General features: G+C 42.3%; 18 protein-coding genes. 11 read left to right on the top strand and 7 right to left on the bottom strand.

Annotated elements, in window-relative coordinates:
• The first annotated feature begins 418 nt into the window (after positions 1-418).
• Positions 419-1717: a homoserine dehydrogenase gene (locus tag BUB71_RS06705; protein WP_073154040.1), complete on the top strand. Its 1299-nt coding sequence runs from the start codon at positions 419-421 to the stop codon at positions 1715-1717.
• A 412-nt stretch (positions 1718-2129) separates the two neighbouring features.
• On the opposite strand, the gene BUB71_RS06700 is transcribed toward BUB71_RS06705, so the two are convergent.
• Positions 2130-2756 carry a fumarylacetoacetate hydrolase family protein gene (locus BUB71_RS06700; protein ID WP_073154039.1) on the bottom strand — a complete coding sequence of 209 codons (627 nt, stop codon included), beginning with the start codon at positions 2754-2756 and terminating at the stop codon, positions 2130-2132.
• A 46-nt stretch (positions 2757-2802) separates the two neighbouring features.
• On the opposite strand from BUB71_RS06700, the gene BUB71_RS06695 reads away from it, so the two are divergent.
• Positions 2803-3327 carry a GNAT family N-acetyltransferase gene (locus tag BUB71_RS06695; RefSeq protein WP_073154038.1) on the top strand — a complete coding sequence of 175 codons (525 nt, stop codon included), beginning with the start codon at positions 2803-2805 and terminating at the stop codon, positions 3325-3327.
• Here the strand turns inward: BUB71_RS06695 and BUB71_RS06690 are convergent.
• Positions 3324-3683 carry a YolD-like family protein gene (locus tag BUB71_RS06690; RefSeq protein ID WP_073154037.1) on the bottom strand — a complete coding sequence of 120 codons (360 nt, stop codon included), beginning with the start codon at positions 3681-3683 and terminating at the stop codon, positions 3324-3326. The two genes, BUB71_RS06695 and BUB71_RS06690, sit on opposite strands and share 4 nt — an antisense overlap.
• Positions 3680-4915, bottom strand: coding sequence for a DNA polymerase IV (locus BUB71_RS06685; protein ID WP_073154036.1), 1236 nt, complete (start codon positions 4913-4915; stop codon positions 3680-3682). The genes BUB71_RS06690 and BUB71_RS06685 overlap by 4 nt, the downstream gene beginning before the upstream one ends.
• A 111-nt stretch (positions 4916-5026) precedes the next feature.
• On the opposite strand from BUB71_RS06685, the gene BUB71_RS06680 reads away from it, so the two are divergent.
• The 5 genes from BUB71_RS06680 (at position 5027) to BUB71_RS06660 (ending at position 9455) form a co-directional block, all read left to right on the top strand.
• Positions 5027-6643 carry an amidohydrolase gene (locus tag BUB71_RS06680; RefSeq protein ID WP_084731192.1) on the top strand — a complete coding sequence of 539 codons (1617 nt, stop codon included), beginning with the start codon at positions 5027-5029 and terminating at the stop codon, positions 6641-6643.
• A 10-nt stretch (positions 6644-6653) separates the two neighbouring features.
• Complete coding sequence (locus BUB71_RS06675; protein ID WP_073154114.1) at positions 6654-6980, top strand: RNHCP domain-containing protein; 327 nt, start codon at positions 6654-6656, stop codon at positions 6978-6980.
• Between the two features lie 69 nt (positions 6981-7049).
• Entirely contained in the window at positions 7050-7472 is a 423-nt protein-coding gene (locus tag BUB71_RS06670; RefSeq protein ID WP_073154034.1) for a cell wall hydrolase, read from the top strand.
• Positions 7473-7496: 24 nt separating this feature from the next.
• Positions 7497-7823, top strand: coding sequence for a spore coat protein GerQ (locus BUB71_RS06665; protein ID WP_073154033.1), 327 nt, complete (start codon positions 7497-7499; stop codon positions 7821-7823).
• A 153-nt stretch (positions 7824-7976) separates the two neighbouring features.
• Positions 7977-9455, top strand: coding sequence for an MATE family efflux transporter (locus tag BUB71_RS06660; RefSeq protein WP_245815537.1), 1479 nt, complete (start codon positions 7977-7979; stop codon positions 9453-9455).
• 112 nt (positions 9456-9567) lie between these two features.
• Here BUB71_RS06660 and BUB71_RS06655 read toward each other — a convergent pair whose 3' ends face one another.
• On the bottom strand, positions 9568-10263 hold the full coding sequence (locus tag BUB71_RS06655) for a hypothetical protein (protein ID WP_139279004.1): 696 nt from the start codon (positions 10261-10263) through the stop codon (positions 9568-9570).
• Positions 10264-10720: 457 nt separating this feature from the next.
• Between BUB71_RS06655 and BUB71_RS06645 the strand changes: the two genes are divergently transcribed.
• On the top strand, positions 10721-11293 hold the full coding sequence (locus tag BUB71_RS06645; protein ID WP_073154030.1) for a biotin transporter BioY: 573 nt from the start codon (positions 10721-10723) through the stop codon (positions 11291-11293).
• Between the two features lie 311 nt (positions 11294-11604).
• Here the strand turns inward: BUB71_RS06645 and BUB71_RS06640 are convergent, their stop codons facing one another.
• The 3 genes from BUB71_RS06640 to leuC all read right to left on the bottom strand — a co-directional run bounded on the left by BUB71_RS06640 (position 11605) and on the right by leuC (position 14293).
• Positions 11605-12132: a hypothetical protein gene (locus BUB71_RS06640; RefSeq protein ID WP_073154029.1), complete on the bottom strand. Its 528-nt coding sequence runs from the start codon at positions 12130-12132 to the stop codon at positions 11605-11607.
• A gap of 125 nt (positions 12133-12257) precedes the next feature.
• Positions 12258-12866 (bottom strand): 3-isopropylmalate dehydratase small subunit, encoded by a 609-nt coding sequence (gene leuD, locus BUB71_RS06635; RefSeq protein ID WP_073154028.1) that lies wholly within the window; start codon positions 12864-12866, stop codon positions 12258-12260.
• Entirely contained in the window at positions 12854-14293 is a 1440-nt protein-coding gene (gene leuC, locus BUB71_RS06630) for a 3-isopropylmalate dehydratase large subunit (protein WP_073154027.1), read from the bottom strand. The genes leuD and leuC overlap by 13 nt, the downstream gene beginning before the upstream one ends.
• A 173-nt stretch (positions 14294-14466) precedes the next feature.
• Here leuC and BUB71_RS06625 point away from each other — a divergent pair, with 173 nt between their 5' ends.
• From BUB71_RS06625 to BUB71_RS06615, 3 genes are all read left to right on the top strand, one after another.
• A complete protein-coding gene (locus tag BUB71_RS06625; RefSeq protein WP_073154026.1) occupies positions 14467-15135 on the top strand; it encodes a hypothetical protein in 669 nt (222 codons plus the stop codon).
• A gap of 16 nt (positions 15136-15151) precedes the next feature.
• A complete protein-coding gene (locus BUB71_RS06620; protein ID WP_073154025.1) occupies positions 15152-15577 on the top strand; it encodes a CoA-binding protein in 426 nt (141 codons plus the stop codon).
• An 81-nt stretch (positions 15578-15658) separates the two neighbouring features.
• Positions 15659-16396 (top strand): tetratricopeptide repeat protein, encoded by a 738-nt coding sequence (locus BUB71_RS06615; RefSeq protein ID WP_073154024.1) that lies wholly within the window; start codon positions 15659-15661, stop codon positions 16394-16396.
• Positions 16397-16582 lie beyond the last annotated feature (186 nt).

Here is a 16582-nt window from a genome sequence, read left to right as displayed (position 1 = left end):
CTCCATCTGCTGCTCCTCGTAGTCACCAAATCCGGACATGTGTCCCTCTATTCTCTGAAGGTGTAGGAAAATGAGTAGCACCAAGTGGTCCCCGTCGATTATATATATTGACAGGGCCATCATCTTATCAAGGCTATTATGGCAAAAGAAACTTTTAATGACAAGTAGCAGTCGAGTGACTATATAAAGATGTGGAAGAATGATGAAAAATGAATTGGTTGAATTTCACGGTTGACAAGATTTGCTCCCTGTTCCATAATGTTAGATATCAGTCTTGGACAGAAAGACGTTTGTCTTTTATACGCGGACACAGAACAAATAAATAGCAGATAAGAAGACATAGGATATTGTGTGATCACTCTCTTCTTATCCGATGAAGAGAGCTTTTTTATGCCATTTAGAGGGGGAATCACTCATCATGGAACAAGTTCATGTAGCATTGCTTGGTTTAGGAACAGTTGGAACAGGCGTATATAAAATGATTTCGACAAATCAAGATGTCATTGCACGACAGACAGGACGGTATTTTGAAATTCAAAGTATCTTAGTCCGAAATTTAGATAAAGAACGAAATTTAAAAGGTATTCACCATCTACTAACAGATCAGTTTGCTCATGTTTTAGACAAGCAGGTAGATGTTGTAGTAGAAGCGATGGGCGGAGTAGAGCCTGCTCTTACTTATGTGAAACAAGCAATTGAGCATGGCTGTCATGTGGTGACAGCCAATAAAGAATTAGTTGCACGTCATGGTGTGGAATTGGAAAAATTGGCAGCAGAGAAGGGTGTACAGTTACTCTATGAAGCAAGTGTTGGTGGAGGAATCCCTATTTTAGGAACGCTACAACATTTCCTAAAGGTGAATCGCATTCATAAAGTAATGGGAATCGTCAATGGAACGACCAATTTTATTCTGACCCAAATGGATGAAGGTGGTCGTGATTTTGATGATGTATTAGCTGAAGCTCAACAAAAAGGGTATGCGGAGGCTGATCCTACCGCAGATGTTGAAGGTATCGACGCAGCACATAAGACAGCCATCTTAAGTCGGATTGTCTTTGGCGTTGCTGTCAATGTAGATGAGATTCCCCGGCGCGGAATCTCAGATGTAAAGCGTGTTGAACTGCAATTAGCAAATATGTTGGGTTATAAGTTCAAGCTGTTAGCACAAGCGGAGCAATTTGGTGAAAATGGTCCTGTTAGTTGTTCTGTAATGCCAACACTTGTACCCCATGAACATCCATTAGCTGGTGTAAGTGGTGTTTATAATGCGATCACAGCAGAGGCTGATCAGGCACAAGATATTACATTGGTTGGACAAGGTGCAGGGGAGAAGCCAACGGCTAGTGCCGTGGTAGAAGATGTAACAAACCTTTATCGTTTGCCGCTGGTACATCGACCGATTCTACAACCATCGCTTTTTGTTCCTCATCGTAATGAAACAGGTCTTAGTTTTGTGCTCTTACATTCACCTCATCAGGCAAAGGATCATGAGGTTGAGCAATGTATCGAATCGTTGGAGAAGTCAGCGGCGCATGTAGTGGATGATGTGTTGATTTATGATAAGCAAGGGACATATTTGGGAATGTTGCTGAATCAACACAATGATGCTTGGCAATCCTCAGTGAGTGAGCGTTGGAGAGTCGAACAGATCCGCCCTGTACTGGCCTATGGTGAAGTTGTAAGTAAATCAAAATCGCTACAAACAACTAAATCGTAGAAAAATAGAACCTTATGTTGGATGGCATTCGGTGTGTAGATACAGGTAATGGTTCCGCCAATATTTCACGCTTCGACTCCAATTCAGGCTACAAGGATGTATTCAAGACGCCACGTCTGCTCACTCAGGGCGGTATCAACTCGGCTATGCGCGTCAGTGAGACTTGCAGCGTAAGCTGCTTAGCGAAACTTGTGCACGGAGTGTGCAGACAGTACTACCGCCTAATCTTCGCTACACAGACGTAGCTTTGTAGCGCCTAGTAAAATGCGGGTGAAGGAGCATTTTTCCGCCTGCCGCGAAATATTGACTCCACGATTTCTTCTCCTGCTATCCAATGCTATTTCCTTCTTCTTTGAACAAATTGAGCTTTTCTACCTACTAAAACCCTGCATTGGATAGCAGGGTTTTTCATTTATTCTATCTCGATGATACACTCCCCCAGTATTTCATCTCCCCACTTCATTTGTAGATGGTCACCACTATGTATGGTTCCGACTCCTGATGGTGTCCCTGTGTAGATGAGGTCATCCTTGCCCAGTCCAAAATGGGTGCCGATATAATCGATCAATGTTTGTAGATCGAAAATGAGCTCATTGAGATTTCCCCGCTGGACAATATTTCCGTTTTTGATCAGCATAAAATCATGCGCTTGACTTGCCTCGATTCCTTCAAATGAGCGAAGCTTTGTTATAATAGCTGAGTTGCGGAAACCCTTTGCTAATAGCCAAGGGTGCCCTTTTTGTTTTAGCCTTGTCTGTTCATCACGATTTGTGAGATCGAGCCCTAGAGCAAATTGATTAACCAGTTCTGTAACGATTCTACCTGGTTGATATGGCTGTTTGATATGAATCACAAACTCTAGCTCATGATGAAGTTCATCCTCTCCACTCGGAACGATTAACGACTGTCCTTTTGCCTCTACAAGTGCATGCGTTGGTTTGGAGAAGATGATCGGTTTACTTGGAATACGGTTGCCCAATTCGGCTGCATGAAGTTGATAGTTACGCCCAACACAATAAATGTTTTGAACTGAGATCAATGGGAATCACTCCTTTATTGTTTAAAATGACAGAATGATGGAAAAGATGGAACATAATACTTTATGGGTTGATCGAGGTGGAACAATGGTTCGTTTACGGGTGTTAAGAAGAGACGATGTTTCATGGTTACCATTATTCTATTATTTTACCTTATTTGTGCCATCGGGCACGTCTTCTCCCCCTTGGGAGATTATGGGGCAAGCTCCCTTCCTCTACTATCTCAATGGTTGGGGACGTGAAGGAGATATGGGTTTTGTGCTAGAAGAGAGTGGTTGGAATGAGCCAATCGGTATGGCCTGGTTTCGGCAATTTGATGCTCATCATGCTGGATTTGGTTTTATTGATGCTCATATGCCTGAATTGGTCATCTCGTTACGTCCTGCTTTTCGTGGTTGTGGATTTGGCAGTGAATTATTATTACGCTTAATTCAACAAGCGCAACGCGAAGGATTTAACGGGCTCTCTCTCAGTGTTCATCGAGATAACCCTGCATTTCAATTTTATAAACGTCATTCGTTTGAGTCTATCTTTGAAAAAAATCCCTTGTATATTATGAGATTATTATTCTAATCTGTTTGTTCATGTTCATCATTCTCCCACCGCTCAAGCTGCATCAATGTTGAAAAATGGATTCGTCGCTTTTCGCGACCGTTGACGAGTAAAAGAGCAAGCTCGTGTGGATACACTTGATGAATAAAGCCATAGAAAGTACGCTGCTTTCCTTGTTCGAAATATGTGACTCGAATCGGAAAACCACAGTGAATCGCTTCTTGAATTAAAAAATTCATTTCTTGAATATAATCTTCGTCCCACATCGGTAAAGATTGCTTAGATGACGCATCACGTTGCTCTTTCAATTGTTCTCGATGCTCAGGCAGAAACATGCGACTTCCTTCCCATAGGAGGTTTTTTCGGTTAAGGATCATGATCGATAATGTCCTCCTATCTTCTTAGCACGTTCTTTGACCTGTGAAGCTGGGAGCAGAGAAGAGGCACGGAGCAATGCTGTTGCCCCATAGCGGTCATGGATGATATCCATTGCTTGATCTAAACGCTGATGTTGTAGATGATCCGTAAATAAATCTAATTGCACAAGGTCATCTGGGGCTAATGAGGAAAGGCTTACACTTAATGAACGGATTGGCTTCCCATCCCAAAAAGTTTCAAAGAGTTTCCAAGCATAGGGAAAAAGGGTGGGAGCATGGTGACTGTATGTAGACATCTGAATTTGCCTAGAAAAACCGTGAGGGTGATCAAAATCGGCTGAACGACAGCCCACGGTTACTTTTTTTCCGTGATAATGTTGTCTTCTAGCTCGCCGGCAAACTTCTTCACATAGTTCAAGCAAAACAACTTGAATCTCTTTTTCTGTATAATAATCTCGAGGTAAGGTTAGTTGGTGACCAATTGACTTGGGTTTTTGAAAAGAGTTTCGGGTGACAGGTGAGTGATCATAGCCATTGGCGCTCATCCACAAGACTTGTCCATGAATTCCCCATCTCTTTTTTAGTTGATCAACAGGGAACTGGGCTAGTTCGCCAATGGTTCGTATGCCCATGCGACGAAAATGATTTGCCATACGACGCCCTACGCCAAATAATGATTCAATCGGTTGTGGCCAAAGAATTTCGGGAACTTGATCGCTAGGAAGGTGAAAAATACCTGTTTCATTTTTTTTGGCAAAGTGATCACAAGCCATCTTTGCCACTACTTTATTATCACTAATGCCAATTCGAGCCGGAAGATTTAATTTCTCATGAATCGTTTGTTGGATTGTTTGCGCCATTTGTATCGTAGAACCAAAGAGTTGTTGACTTCCTGTAAGATCCATAAATTGTTCATCGATTGAGTATGGTTCTACCAGATCGGTAAAACGTTCCATAATCTGTGTTAACTGAAGCGAAACCTCTAGATAACGTTGCATACGGGGTCGAACTACCTTTAACTGTGAATATTTTTGTTGTGCTTGCCATAATGTTTCTGCGTTACGAACACCATATGCTTTTGCAAGTGGGCAAGCAGCTAAGATTACGCCGCTTCTCCGCTTTGGATCACCCGAAACGACGAGAGGTATTGCTTTCCATTCTGGGTGATCTGCTTTTTCGATTGAGGCATAAAAAGATTGCATATCAACAAGAAAAATGATACGAGAACCCATTTCTCATCGCTCCTACGAACATAAATTCTCTTTTCTGTCATTATATGCAAATGTGTGTTCGTTTAAAACAGGTGATGATTACCAATTGCTCAATCTACTATTGGAGGAATCATGATGGATAAACAAATTTTCTATAATGGAATGATTACAACATTAGATGAAACATGGCCGCAGGTAGAGGCACTCTATACTGAGAATGGACGGATCATGGCGATTGGCTCTGCTGAGGAGATTATGCGACAATTTGGTCGAACAGATGTTACAAAGATCGATTTAGATGGTGGTTACGCATATCCTGGATTCGTTGATAGTCACTTACATATCGCATTGCTTGGAGCCAAACTGGATCAGCTTGATTTATCAGGCTGTAAAGACAAAGATGAGCTATTAGCGACAATTCGTACAGAAGCAGCGCAAATTCCGCTCGATCAATGGATCATTGGATATGGGTGGAATGATGAACGGATGGAAGGACGAATGCCAGACTTAGCAGAGTTAAATCAAGCGAGTTTAGGGCGTCCTCTTTTGCTTAGTCGAGTTTGTGAACATGTTTATTTAGTCAATGAGGCGGCATATCGTAGAGCTGAATTAACAGAGGAAGTAAAAAATCCATCAGGGGGAATTTATGGTCGTGATCCATTTGGTAAATTAAATGGTTGGGTCTATGATCAAGCAGTGTTGCCTTTTCAAGAAGCGCAAAAGCACATCAGTCTACAGCAACGGCGGCAACAGATTGAACGGGCGATGAAGATGGCGTTAAAAGAAGGGTTAACGGGTATCCATACTGATGATTTACGAGAGATTGGAAGTCTCCATAATCTGATCGATCTTTATCGAGATTTACATCAAAAAAGAATAGGATTGCGAACACATCACTTAATCTACTACCCTTATGTAACTGAATGGGATGAATTAGATAAAAATCAGCTAGAAGCAGATGAATGGTTTTCACTTGGGGCTGTCAAAATATTTGCTGATGGTACATTTGGAGGAAGAACAGCTTGGCTAACGCAGCCTTATGCAGATGATCCAGAGAAATCGACGGGTATATCGATCCATTCTGTAGAAGAATTGCATGATCTAGCAAAGCAAGCAACCAATCGGGGATTGCCGATAGCCATTCATGCAATTGGTGATCAAGCAATTGAAGAGACGTTAACGGTTATGCAAAAATATCGATCTGCACCTGGAAAATCGGCTTCGCCTTTGCGACATCGCTTAATTCATGCATTACTATTACGTCAGGATTTATTAGAGCAGTTAAAGCAAATGCCAATAGCTGTTGATATTCAGCCGCATTTTGTAGCGAGCGACTTTCCTTGGGTGGAAAGACGTCTTGGCGAGGAACGACTTCGCTATGCATATGCTTGGCGTAGTATGATCGAAGCAGAAATCCAATGTGCAGGTGGTAGTGATGCTCCCATCGAGCCATTATCACCAATTAAGGGCTTTTATACCGCAGTTTTTCGACATTCATTAGCTGCCGATGCTCCAAAAGAGGGCTATCTTCCAAAGGAGCGACTCAACCGGCTACAAGCTCTACAGCTTTATACAAAAGGAAGTGCTTATGCGGCGAATGAAGAGCATCAACGTGGTACACTATCCGTAGGGAAACAGGCAGATATCTCAGTGTTTGACCATGATTTACTTACAGTGGAAGATGAGGAGTTACGAAAAGCAACAGCGATTCAAACGATTGTAAATGGACAAATTGTTTATGAGCGGTGATAAGGAGAAAATGAAGAAAAAAAGAGATCTTGAAAATACAGGATTTACTTGTGCGAACTGTGGTAGAGAAGTATTGCCACTACTAAATGGCAGTTATCGAAATCATTGTCCTTATTGTTTTTATTCCCTTCATATTGATTTAGAGACTCCAGGTGATCGCAGGGCCACCTGTCAAGGTTTGATGAAGCCGATTGACTGGGTGTATCAATCAAAGAAGGGGTATCAGATTGTATTTGAATGCACACGTTGTGGAAAGCAGATTCGCAATCGAGCAGCACTTGATGATCCAAGACAACCAGATGATCTAGTTAAGTTGGCACAAATCACGAATAGATAATGAACCGAATAAGAGATTCGGTTCTTTTTTTTAACAATAAATCATAGCGTTTAACGTAGGAGGGATGTCATGGCAGTTGTACGTCACAAACCAGAGGAAGTACAATTATTAGCCCGTTTGATGCGAGCAGAAGCAGAAGGAGAGGGAGATTTAGGTATGCTGCTCGTTGGCAATGTCTCCATCAATCGGGTGCGCGTTGATTGTCTCGACTTTAAAGATATACGCACCATTACACAAATGGTCTTCCAAAGCCCTGGTGGTTATGAGTCAGTACAAAAACCATATTTCTATCAAGCAGCCCGTGCAAGAGATATTCAATTGGCACGTCAGGTCATTGCTGGAAAGCGTTATTCACCAGCGGAGTTTTCATTATGGTTTTATCGACCTGTGAATACATGTAGTAGCACATGGTTTAATCAGCCATTTAGTGGACAATACAAAAATCATTGCTTTTATCAACCAACCCAGCAAAATTGTCCAAGTGTATTTTAGAGAATAAAGAAAGGACTGAAAAAGATGTATTGGAACTATTGTGATCCTTATACAATGATGATCCAACAACGTCAACCACAAACCCCATCGCCACAAAGACCAACTAGCGCACGTAATTACTCTGAAGACTTTATGGAGAAAAATATTGGTCAAAAAATAACGGTCTATCTAACCTATGATCAAAATAAAGAATGGAATGCATTGACATTTACAGGTAAGTTGTTACGGGTTGGTCGTGATTATTTTGTATTACGTGACCAACGAACAGGAAGAGATATGATGTTCTTAAATATCAATTTGAACTATGTTGTTTTTAATGAAGCGCCTGCTCGACTATCAAAATCAGATTAGAAAATTATATAGACATTTAAATATAAATATGTCATAATGTAAGACGCTGTAAAAAATAATAAGAATACATGTCCGTTAGGAAAATGGCATGGCAACAGCTATTTTCTTTTTTTGTGCTGCGGGTTGAAGTGCTTAGTGAAAGGGGCTTGATTTATGAGCACAGAACAAAATGCGTCGGAAGTCGCTGTATTGGTGCCCGATCAGGAAGAATCAACAGCATCGGCACAATCACAGCAAGTTGGTCATGTAAACCCTGATTTACTCGATCCGCAGAAAGCAATGTGGAAACCGCTATTGATTTTTTTGATTCCTTTTATTCTGAGTAATGTGTTGCAATCATTAGGAGGAACAGTAGGGTCGAGCGTTGTCGGGAAAGGGATCGGAGAAACTGCACTTGCTTCACTGAATGTAGTAATGCCAGTGATGTTCTTTATGATCTCGTTTGTTTTCGGTCTTGGTAGTGCGAGCTCTGTCTTAATTGGACAAGCATTTGGCGCAGGCGATCAAGAACGGATTCGAAAAACAGTCAATACTTCATTAAAATTTGCGCTAATTTTAGGTGTGATTGTAGGAATAGCTGGATATGCCTTTGCACGTGATTTGTTAATCCTCATTCAGTCTCCACCCACGATTATTGAGGGCGCAGTTCAATTTTCACGCGTGATGTTTATTGGTATGCCGCTCTGGTTTGTATACATCATATATACGACTTTCCTACGTGGGACAGGTGATTCAAAAACACCACTCTACTTTTTAATTATTAGTACTGCATTGCAAATTTTGTTTTCACCTTGGTTTGCATTTGGATGGTTAGGAGTGCCAGCTTTTGGCTTAGTAGGGGTAGCGTTTGCAAATATTTTATCATTATTGATTACCATGATTATATTGGTTGTTTATTTAGCATATAAAAAACATCTGCTTGCTCTTGATTGGAGCTTTGTGCGGGAGATTGGAATTGACCGGGAAATTTTATTATTGATGGTAAAGATCGGGATTCCAACAAGTATTCAGATGGTGTCTGTTTCACTGTCAGAGCTTGCGGTTATCTTTTTGATTAATATGCATGGGGAACGTGCAGTTGCCGCATATGGTGCGGTGATTCAGGTGATCACCTATGTACAGATGCCGGCTATTAGTTTGTCGATGGCAGTAGGTATCTTTGGTTCTCAATTGATTGGTGCGCGTGCCGTCCATCGGCTGGGAGCATTGCTTCGAAGTGGAATTTTACTTAACTATATCATGGGGATTATCCTTGTAGGGATCTCATATCTATTTAGTGAATATATTTTGGCATGGTTCTTGGTTGATCCAGTTACGCTTGAAATGGCTCAGAAAACACTATTGATGGTACTCTGGTCATATATGATCTTTGGACATGCCATGATTGTTTCTGGATTGATGCGGTCCAGCGGAACCGTCTTTTGGCCAACAGTTATTGGTATCTTTACCGTTTGGGGTGTACAAGTACCTGTAGCGTACCTACTATCAAAAGTTTGGGGAATGGGATTAGATGGCATTTGGCTTGCATATCCAGTCTCATTTACTGTTTCGCTCTTACTCGAGTACGGATACTACTATTTCTTCTGGAAAAACAAAGATCATGGTATATTATTTGCAGAGAAACCGGAGTAAATCGCTCCGGTTTTTTTATGCCTAGAAACGAGCCGAGGTGGCGAACCGGCTTGCACCGGTCGCCACCTCGGGACTCACTGTGGAACTACCTCAGTACTTGAGACGTGGAACGTCAGTGGAACAGCCAGCCGAAGATGTTCGACGAGCTGTCCTCGGGGTAGAAGTACATCTCTCCACCCGTGATCACACGCGGTGAGGCGTTGGGGTTGGTCCACCCGTCGGGCTGCTGGTCGATGGTCGTGACCTGGCCCACCGTGGAGATCCGGCTCGGAGCGGAGTACTCCCGCTTGAAGTAGCAGGTCAGCACCTTCGTGCCGGACGGCATCTGGCACTTCAGCGGGCGTTCGCGACCGTCGGCCATGATGCCGATCTTCTTGCGACCCAGACCCAGTTTGCCGTCGTCCACCGACAACCACATGTACACCGCCAGCGGGTCGTTGCCCACGAGGCGGGTCACCTTGAGCTTCGCGAACAGTTCGCGACCCGACTGCTTCTGGATGCAGGCGTTGTCGATCTGCACCTGGTTTCGCGCATCGACCTGGATCACCTTCGGTCGCTGCCGACAGACCGGGGTCGAGTCCTTCGGTTGGGCCTGCATGTCGGGCTGGGCCTGCTCGACGCTGATGGCCGGCGGCTGCTTGGGCTTGTCGTCGCTCGTGACGATGCTGCGCCAGAAGGCGCCGGCGATGACTCCGAGCGCCAGGACGCCCACCATGAACCAGAGCAGCACGCGCCGCTGCCTGAGGTTGGTCCAGTTGAAGCGCGACTTCATTTCGTCCTCACCTTCGTTGTTTCGAGGTTGAAACACTGCGTCTTGCCATCCTCACAACCGACGGATGTATGAGGTGGCGTGGAGTGGGTTGGGAGGAGAATGATGACGAGTACAGGTTGTACATCGTCTTCAGTCTCTGCCCCCCAGGGAAGGATCGAGCTGAGTATCAGGGTGACCCCCACGATACCAGCGATCCAGTACGTTTTGAGTTCCATTACCTTTCCTGATTGAATTCCACAGTTTTATGAGTCGATACGAAGTCAAGATCGACTCTTGATAAACCTCCTAAGGTCTCAGGTACACAAGGTACATGTCTCGATTTTCGATGGGTCAGTTTGTAATTAGTATATCTATTTACCATTAGAAAGCAAAGGTATTTGGTTATTTAAATTGTAAACTACTAAAACAAAATGGTTGACGATTATTAGGGAATAAGGTTAGACTGACAAAGGTATCATCTAATTTGCTTTTGACATAAAGAAGGAGCGACATCATGACACAACAGAATACCTCATTGCGACAACTTATTTTAGCCGCTTTATTTGCAGCTTTATTAGCTGTAGCAGGGCAATTTAGTATTCCAGTGGGTCCTGCGCCGATTACACTACAAACATTAATCGTTTTATTAAGTGGCTTATTATTAGGACCTCGTTATGGTCCATTAAGTATCATTGTATTTATTGCATTAGCTGGAATAGGTCTCCCCATTTTATCAGGGGGTAGTGGTGGAGTAGGAACTCTCTTTGGCCCTACTGGTGGTTTTATTTTTAGCTGGCCGATTGCTAGCTTTGCCATTGGTATGCTAGTCAGATGGGTAGCGAAGCGAGGAGAAGTGAAATTTTGGCATTTGATCGGCGTTAATTTACTCGGAGGAAGCATCATTATCTTTGGCATTGGGGTACCGTGGCTCCTGATTAGTACAGGATTACCCTTTACCATGAATAGTTTGACCAAAACATGGTTTATCTTTATCCCAGGAGACCTAGCAAAAGTTTTACTCTCTGCACTCATCGCAATCAGTCTCTATCGAGTGGATCGACGTTTTCACCCAGCTGAAAAAAAATAACTACCAAATTGGTAGTCTCAGCTTGTAGACAAAGACATGTAATCGGCTCATGGTCGTGGTTCTCGGCGACGCTCCGATCCGGGCTAGCAAGGGTGTGGGGTCTGTCCGCGTTCTGTCAGCCTTCGTGGCCGGTCAAAACTCACCTCCTCCAGCATTCGCCTGCGGAGACTCAAACAGTTTGCCCGAAGGGAAAATGCCACTTCAGCTGCCATTCCGCTAAGTTGCGCTCGAAATGGAGCTTTGCCGATCACCCCTCCACTCGCTCAAAAGAGTTTTTCATCAATCTGTAACTACAAAATGGCAGTCTTTTTCTAATGAAAGTCTTCATGAGATTTAGGTAATGGATCATATCTCATTTCGAATACATCATTGGCAAAGCATTGATTAACAGTTACTCTTTGAACGGTATGTTGAAAATGTGGTCTCCAAGTTGCTTTTTGAATTACAACAATACGTCGGTTGTGCGTGGTCATCGGTTGATTGGTGAAGACTTGTGGTATATTGATCGGAGCAAAAGATTGATCTAAATATACAATCTGATAAATAGGTTGTGAAGCTAAGAGAATGGATGTCGGAAAATAAGACCGCAAATGAATCCGATTGACCGCCGAGATCGAGAAGTGATCAGTATTTTTGAAATGGAGCTCACCTGTTGAAAAATCAGTTTTTAAATCATTTTGTGTAATGGAATTGCAGTTGACTACTGCAACCAAATGATGATCATGTTCAAATTGAATCAGTAAAATACAAGCTATAGATCCTATTAATGTAATGAGCAGCAGAACCCACTGGATAGTAAAACGAAGTTTGCCTTGGCGTGAATGGTTGGAGAGAGGCATATGATCAACAACCCCTCTCAGTCTGATTTTCTTCTAATATACCATATTGTTTAATAGATGTATGCTAAATATATAAAATGTTATATATTGATGATAAAATAAAAGCACCCTATGATAGGGTGCTTTTAACGAATAGAGAGATATGAAGGTAATGTTTGCTCATATTGGGCTATACGATCTGCCGACTGTAAAGTGATTGCAATGTCATCGAGCCCCTGTAGCAAACAAGTGCGACGATATGAGTCGACTTCAAAATGAAACAATGGTTTACCTGCTGCATCTGAAATCGTTTGTTTTTCTAAATCAATGGTCAACTGATCGGGTGTTGAACCAGTTGCTCTTTGGAATAAAGTATCGACCTGTTCTTCAGAAAGTGTGATCGGCAACATGCCATTTTTAAAACAATTGTTGTAAAAAATATCAGCAAAAGATGGCGCGATGACAACTCGAAAACCAAAGTCTGAAAGTGCCCAAGGCGCATGCTCTCTTGAAGAGCCACAACCAAAATTGTCACGAGCGAGTAAGATATTAGAACTCTGATATTTATTTTGGTTCAAGACAAAGGCAGGGTCAGGGTTTCCTTGTGAATCAAAGCGCCAATCATAGAAAAGAAATTGTCCAAAACCAGTTCGCTCAATTCTTTTTAAAAATTGCTTTGGAATGATTGCATCTGTGTCAACATTGGCACGATCTAGCGGTGTCACAATACCGTTTATTTGTTTTAATGGCTCCATGTTGCACTCACTCCTTTTTCCTGATAGTTCCAGTTTCGTATATCGTAGAAGTGACCTTTAATCGCAGCGGCTGCTGCCATTGCGGGACTAACAAGATGAGTTCGTCCACCGCGACCCTGGCGACCCTCAAAATTGCGATTGGAGGTGGAGGCACAACGCTCTCCTGCTTGTAGGATATCTGGGTTCATGCCTAGACACATACTACAGCCTGATTCGCGCCATTCAAAACCTGCCTCTTGGAAAATTTCGGCTAACCCTTCTTGTTCTGCTTGTATTTTCACCTGTTGTGAACCAGGAACAACCATTGCTTTTACAGTAGGCGCAACCTGATAACCAGCAACTACCTTTGCTGCTGCACGTAAATCTTCAATACGTGAGTTGGTACAGGAACCGATGAAAACACGATCAACTGAAATCTCGTCCATAGGTGTTCCTGATTGTAGGCCCATATATTGAAGAGCGAGCTCAGCTGATTTTTGCTCTTGTTCTGAGGCAAATGAACGAGGATCAGGGACGCGTTGTGTAATATCTGTGCCCATCCCAGGACTCGTACCCCAAGTAACTTGTGGAGCAATGGTACTAGCATCAATTTCAATACGATAGTCATAACTTGCTCCTAGATCAGTACGTAACTCTTTCCAATCGGCAACAGCTTGTTGATAATCTTCCCCTTTTGGTGCATAGACACGGTCACGCAAGTAGTCAAATGTTGTTTGATCTGGGGCAATCATCCCTGCGCGAGCACCTGCTTCAATCGACATATTACAGACTGTCATACGCTCTTCCATTGACATTTGTTCGATTGCTTCACCCGTGTATTCAATCACATAGCCAGTCGCGCCAGCAGTACCAATTTTGGCGATTAAGGCAAGGATCGCATCCTTTGCTGTGATCCCTGGAGCCAATTTTCCTTTGAAATGAACTTCCATTGTCTTTGGTTTATTTTGTGGGAGACATTGGGTAGCCAAAACATGTTCGACTTCACTTGTGCCAATACCAAAGGCGAGTGCCCCAAAAGCCCCATGTGTTGACGTATGGCTATCACCACAAACAATCGTTTTTCCAGGAAGCGTCAAACCCAACTCAGGACCAATTACATGAACGATACCTTGCTGTGGATGAAAGAGATCAAATAATTGAATCCCAAATTCTTTACAGTTTTCCGCTAGTGTTTTTAATTGTTTTTCCGAAATTGGATCAGTAAGTGGAAATCCACGATCAGTTGTGGGTACATTATGATCAACAGTGGCAATTGTTAAGTCTGGTCTGCGTACTTGTCGACCAGCTAAGCGCAATCCTTCAAATGCTTGAGGTGAAGTCACCTCATGAACTAGGTGCAAATCTATATAGAGTAACGCTGGTTTCCCTTCATTTTGTTCAATCACATGTCGATCCCATATCTTTTCAAAAAGTGTACGGGGTACCATAGTTTCACCTCAGCCTTCCGAAAAATGATTTTGTCACTTATTCTAGCAAAAAAGTAAAAGAATAGATAGAGTTGATATGATCGCTACTAAGAGGAAGTAAGATAAGTCTGTAGGATTGACAGAGAAAAGTGAGGAAAAGTATAGTTAATTGGATAAGAGGTGGGAGGAATCAAATGAATATTGATACAATAGAAGACCTGATCGGAAAAGTGAAAATAGCACCACATCCAGATAATCAATCAGTTATCATTCACTCGATTCCTGATGATTTTACCTTGATCGGTATTGGCACAGATGCAGTCGTTGTACAACATGAGAGCCAACCAACACGTGTTTTTAAAGTATATACTGAAAATAGAATCTATAAAATTGAAAATGAATATAAGGTATATCAACGATTACAACCATCCCCTTTTTTTGCGCAAGCTTTTTTTCGAGGGGATGATTATCTTTGTTTAAGTTATGAACAGGGGCCCACACTATATGAATGTCTTGAAAGAGGGATCATCATTCCAAAACAAATAGTCTTAGAGGTCGAGCAAGCACGTCATTATGCTCGTACTCAGGGACTCAATCCAAGAGATATTCACTTGAAAAATGTGTTACTACAAAATGGGCATGCCAAGGTGATTGATGTTTCTGAATATTTAATGCCAGGTGATGATTTGCGCTGGAGTCATCTTGTGCAGGGCTATGAACTGTTCTATGACTTGATTAAAGGCCGCAAGATTCCATCTTGGATGATGGAATGGGTAAAGAAAGCATATTATCATCAGTTAGATGAAAATTTTTCGGTTTTAGAGTTTGTGAAACGTATGCAGCAAATGATCACCTTTAAATAATGTAGAAGGATGTGTTATGATGAAAACCCTAACTGATTTAGAACGTAAAGAATTATTAACAACATCAAAGAATATAGCAGTTGTCGGTTTATCTGCTAACCCTGAGCGAACAAGTTATATGATTGCAGCAGCTATGCAACAAGTGGGCTATCGGATTTTTCCTGTTAACCCGATGCTAACCGAACCGGTCTTGGGTGAAAAGCCATATGCTTCATTAAGTGAGATAGGTGAACCAATTGATATTGTAAATATTTTTAGACGTAGTGAATTTGTTCCCCCAATTGTTGACGAGGCGATTCAGATCAAGGCAAAAGCGGTCTGGATGCAATTAGGAGTTATTCACGAACAGGCTGGATTAAAAGCACAACAACATGGATTACAGGTAGTCATGGATCGTTGTATTAAAGTTGAACATACAAGATTGATTGGATGGTACTCGTGACAAAAGCATTTGTTTGGGATACAATCTAATCATTGTGGACGGGATTGCGCCAGTGACAGAATTGATGAAGGAGGAAGCAAGATGGCAAAACCTGTCATAGATGCTCACTCAATTGTGTATATCCAAGGCAAAGCACTGCAGTCAGTTAGTTATCATCGCATTCGTTCACGGATTGAACGAATGATTGCAAAAAAGCCAGATATTGAAGGTTACTTGGAACTTGCATGTTTAGAGGCCCGGAAACAAGATTGGGATCGAGCGCAGGTAGCCGTAGAATCTGCTCTCCAATTGGATCGTGATAATCCGGATGCACAGCTGTTATTTGCACAAGTTATGGAGTCGAAACAGGAGGCTGGGCAGGCCCATGATTTATATCAGGGATTGCTACAAAAACATCCTCATTTTAGTAAAGCTCATCGAGAGTGGGGACGTTTTCTAATGCAGCAAAATGAGCAAATGGAACTTGCCCAGGCAGCATTATGGAAAAGTTTAGAGTTAAATCCCAGAGATCCGATGGCGCATTTATTACTAGCTAAAACATTTATACATAAAAATAGACAAGCACAAGCACTGCTGCATCTGGAGATCGCTGAACGTTATCAGGAGAAGGAGCCGCTTTTTCATGCGTGGTCTGCTCGTTTATGGATGGAAATGGAGCAATATGACAAGGCCGCAAAGCATTTGAAAATTGCTTTGCAATACTTTCCTCGTAATAAAGCAATCCGCGTACAATTTCGACAAGCTGTTCGAGCAAAAGAAGGGAAATTAGCAGATAGTGAGAAATCGCAGCTATTTTGGAAAAAGTGGGGCTTTAAATAAGATATTGGCAAAAAAATACAGTAAATTCCAGGCAAAATATCGACAAATTTCGGCTCCCGTGATAAAATATTTGCGTAAGTAAGATTGACCTTCTTGCTTGCAGCTACCACGCTTCTTTTAACTCCTTAATCTTGACCCTCTTTTCATTAGACCAGGATCGACCTGGTCTTTTTCTCTGTATATTTT

Source organism: Seinonella peptonophila, assembly GCF_900129355.1.
In the GTDB taxonomy this organism is placed as follows: Bacteria; Bacillota; Bacilli; order Thermoactinomycetales; family Thermoactinomycetaceae; genus Seinonella; species Seinonella peptonophila.
This window is presented reverse-complemented; position numbering and strand designations above follow the sequence as displayed.